This is a genomic window from Micromonospora phytophila (genome assembly GCF_023656545.1).
Taxonomy (GTDB): Bacteria; Actinomycetota; Actinomycetes; order Mycobacteriales; family Micromonosporaceae; genus Micromonospora; species Micromonospora phytophila.
In genome coordinates this window covers 1-3,258 of record NZ_JAMOKF010000476.1, presented here as the reverse complement: position 1 = coordinate 3,258, position 3,258 = coordinate 1, and the positions used below count along the sequence as shown (strand labels likewise).

The 3,258-nt window shown below is 72.9% G+C and carries 4 protein-coding genes; 1 reads left to right on the top strand and 3 read right to left on the bottom strand.

The window, feature by feature from the left end:
* Nucleotides 1–181 precede the first annotated feature (181 nt).
* On the top strand, nucleotides 182–463 hold the full coding sequence (locus NCC78_RS29905) for a YchJ family protein (RefSeq protein ID WP_250798720.1): 282 nt from the start codon (nucleotides 182–184) through the stop codon (nucleotides 461–463).
* A 10-nt stretch (nucleotides 464–473) separates the two neighbouring features.
* Here the strand turns inward: NCC78_RS29905 and NCC78_RS29900 are convergent, their stop codons facing one another.
* From NCC78_RS29900 to NCC78_RS29890, 3 genes are all read right to left on the bottom strand, one after another.
* On the bottom strand, nucleotides 474–1,013 hold the full coding sequence (locus NCC78_RS29900; protein WP_250798718.1) for a gluconokinase: 540 nt from the start codon (nucleotides 1,011–1,013) through the stop codon (nucleotides 474–476).
* Nucleotides 1,003–2,232, bottom strand: coding sequence for a D-mannonate dehydratase ManD (manD, locus tag NCC78_RS29895; RefSeq protein WP_250798717.1), 1,230 nt, complete (start codon nucleotides 2,230–2,232; stop codon nucleotides 1,003–1,005). The genes NCC78_RS29900 and manD overlap by 11 nt, the downstream gene beginning before the upstream one ends.
* A 33-nt stretch (nucleotides 2,233–2,265) precedes the next feature.
* Nucleotides 2,266–3,258 (bottom strand): sugar kinase (locus NCC78_RS29890; RefSeq protein ID WP_308220972.1); only part of this gene is annotated, 993 nt, incomplete at its 5' end.

The following is a 3,258-nucleotide window of genomic DNA, read 5'->3' as shown; positions in this document are numbered from 1 at the left end:
CTCCGGCAGTGACCTGACGGGGAAGGTCTCCGGGATGGTCGATCCGGCCGCCGGCGGGATGGAGCTGACCGTCGCCGAGAAGGTCGCCGAGCTGAAGTCGACCATGAGCCTGTCGTTCCGGGTGATCCGGACGCGACAGTCGTGACGGAGAGCTACGACTGCCGCGACCGCCGAGGCGCTGATGCGCTCCCGGTTCAGCGCGTTCGCCCTCGGCGACGCCGACTACCTGCTGCACAGCTGGCACTCCTCGACCCGGCCGCCCCGGCTGGCCCTCGACCCGGCGCAGCGGTGGATCCGGCTCGAGGTGGTCGGCACCGACCGGGGCGGGCTCTTCGACACGGCCGGGACCGTCGAGTTCCGCGCCCACTACCGGCACGAGGGACGGCCGGGGACGCTGACCGAGCGCAGCCGCTTCGTCCGCGAGGACGGTCGCTGGGTCTACCTCGAGGCGCTGCCCGGCTGACGCCCGCCGCTCAGTGTGCCACCCTGGGCAGGCCGAGCTTCCAGACCGCCGCGTCGACCAGTTCGTCCGGCGTCAGCGACACGTCAAGCACCAGCACCGACTCGTCCGGGTCGGGCTGCTCCAGGGTGGCCAGTTGCGACTCCAGCAGGCTCGCCGGCATGTAGTGCCCGGCCCGTAGGGCCATCCGGTCGCGGATCACCTCGGCCGACCCGTCCAGGTGGACGAACTCCACGCCCGGCGCTCCCTGACGGAGCAGGTCGCGGTAGGACCGCCTGAGCGCCGAGCAGGCCAGCACCGTGGACACGCCCTCGGCGGCGCGGGCCGCCATCCACCCGGCCAGGTCACGCAACCAGGGCATACGCGCGGCGTCGTCCAACGGCTCGCCGGCCCGCATCCGGGCCACGTTGGCCGGCGAGTGGAACTCGTCCGCCTCGGCGAAGGTCAGTCCGGTACCGGCGCTGATGCCGCGGGCCACGGTGGTCTTGCCGGCCCCGGACACCCCCATCACCACCACGTGCCGCGTCGGGGCCGGCGGCTGCTCACCAGTCATGGACCGTGCCGTCCTGGAGGCGGTTGAACGGCAGGTAGGCCGGCACGTACGCGAACTTCGCGGCAGCCGCCTCGTCGAGTTCCACGCCGAGCCCCGGCTGCTCGCCCGGGTGCAGGTAACCGTCGGCGAACGTGAACGACTGCCGGAAGACCTCGTTGGTGAGGGACCCGTGCCGCATGTACTCCTGGATGCCGAAGTTGTGGATGGCCAGATCCAGGTGCAGCGCGGCGGCCATGCCGACCGGCGAGATGTCGGTAGGCCCGTGGATGCCGGACTTGATCTGGTACTGCGCGGCGAAGTCGAGCAGCTTGCGCATGGCGGTGATACCGCCGGTGTGGGTGACCGCCGACCGGACGTAGTCGATGAGCTGCTCGCGGATCAGGGTCTGGTAGTCCCACACCGTGTTGAAGACCTCGCCGATGGCCAGCGGGGTGGTGGTGTGCTGACGGACCAGCCGCAGCGCCTCCTGGTTCTCCGCCGGGGTGCAGTCCTCCAGCCAGAACAGGTCGTACGGCTCCAGCGCCTTGCCCAGCTTGGCGGCCTGGATCGGGGTCATCCGGTGGTGGCCGTCGTGCAGCAGCGGCAGCTCGGGGCCGAACTCGTTGCGGACCGCCTCGAAGACGCCGGGCAGGTGGCGCAGGTAGGCCCGGGTGTCCCAGTCCTCCTCGGCCGGCAGCGGGATGCGCTGCGCCGGCTCGTAGTCGTAGCGCTTGCCGTCGGCGCTGGGCTGGGCGGCGACGCCGTAGACGGCGTTGATGCCCGGCACGGAGGTCTGCACCCGGATCGACCGGTAGCCCTCGGCCAGGTGCCGGCGGATCGAGTCGAACAGCTCCGGCAGGTCTCGGCCGGACGCGTGGCCGTACGCCATGATGCCGGTGCGCGACGCGCCGCCCAGCAGTTGGTAGAGCGGCATGCCGGCGGCCTTGGCCTTGATGTCCCACAGGGCCACGTCCACCGCGGCGATGGCCGCCATGGTGACCGGCCCACGCCGCCAGTACGCCGAGCGGTACAGGAACTGCCAGGTGTCCTCGATGCGGTGCGGGTCGCGCCCGATCAGCAGCGCGGCGACGTGGTCGCGCAGGTACGAGGCGACGGCCAGCTCACGTCCGTTGAGCGTGCCGTCGCCCAGGCCGGTGATGCCCTCGTCGGTGGTGATCTTCAGGGTGACGAAGTTGCGGTCCGGGCTGGACACGATGACGTCCGCTGCGACGATCTTCACGGGGTGCCTTTCTGGATCAGGTACGCGGTGCGGCTAACGGATGACGCTTCCCGTCTCGTGGCCGTCGAGAAGGGAGAGTTCGGCGCGGCGCGGCAGTCCTTCACAGTCGCCCCGACTGGAGACCGCGAACGCGCCGAGGGTGGCCGCGCGGTGCAGCCGACCGGCCAGGTCGAGCCCGTCGAACCAGCCCGACAGGTAGCCGGCGGTGAACGCGTCCCCGGCGCCGACGGTGTCGACGGCGGTCACGGTCAGCGTCCCGGCGTGCTCGACCCCGTCCGGGGTGTGCGCCCGGGCGCCGTCGGCGCCCAGCTTCACCAGCACGGTGTGCACGCCCCGCCGGAACAGCTCCGCCACCACGGTGGACTCGTCGGCCCCCGGGTCGCCGACCAGTTCCAGCTCGTCGGCGGAGGCGATGACGATCGAGGCGTACCCGGCCAGCGGGGTGAGCACCTCCCGGGCGCTCTCCCGGGACCAGAGGCGGGCGCGGTAGTTGACGTCGAGGCAGACCGGGACGCCGGCCGCGGCGGCGGCCTCGGCCGCCCACCGGGTGGCCGCGCGGGCCGCGTCGGACAACGCCGGGGTGATCCCGGTCAGGTGCAGCATCCGCGCGCCGGCGGCCAGCGGCGCCCGCAGGTCGTCGACGCGCAGCGCGGACCCCGCCGACCCGGCGCGGTGGTACTGCACCCGGGTCAGGTCGGCGGTGCGCTGCTCCAGGAACATCAGGCCGGTCGGCCGGTCGGCGTCCCGGGTCACGCCGTCGACACCGACGCCCTCGGCGCGCAGCTGCCGCAGTGTGTACTCGCCGGGCTCGTCGGTGCTCACTCGGCCGGCCCAGGCGGCCCGGTGGCCCAGCCGGGCCACCCCCACCGCCACGTTGGACTCGGCGCCGGCCAGGTGCATGGTCAGCGGTCCGCCGGCGGCGAGCGGGCCGGCGGAGCGCAGCGACACCATGGCCTCGCCGAAGGTGAGCAGGTCCGGTGCGGTCATGCGACCGCCGGCCCCGACACGGCGGCGAGGTACGTGCGC

Bases quoted from the DNA above. Each gene is read 5' to 3' on its own strand.
- NCC78_RS29905 (WP_250798720.1), top strand. From the start codon at position 182: ATGCGCTCCCGGTTCAGCGCGTTCGCCCTCGGCGACGCCGACTACCTG.
- NCC78_RS29900 (WP_250798718.1), bottom strand. From the start codon at position 1,013: ATGACTGGTGAGCAGCCGCCGGCCCCGACGCGGCACGTGGTGGTGATG.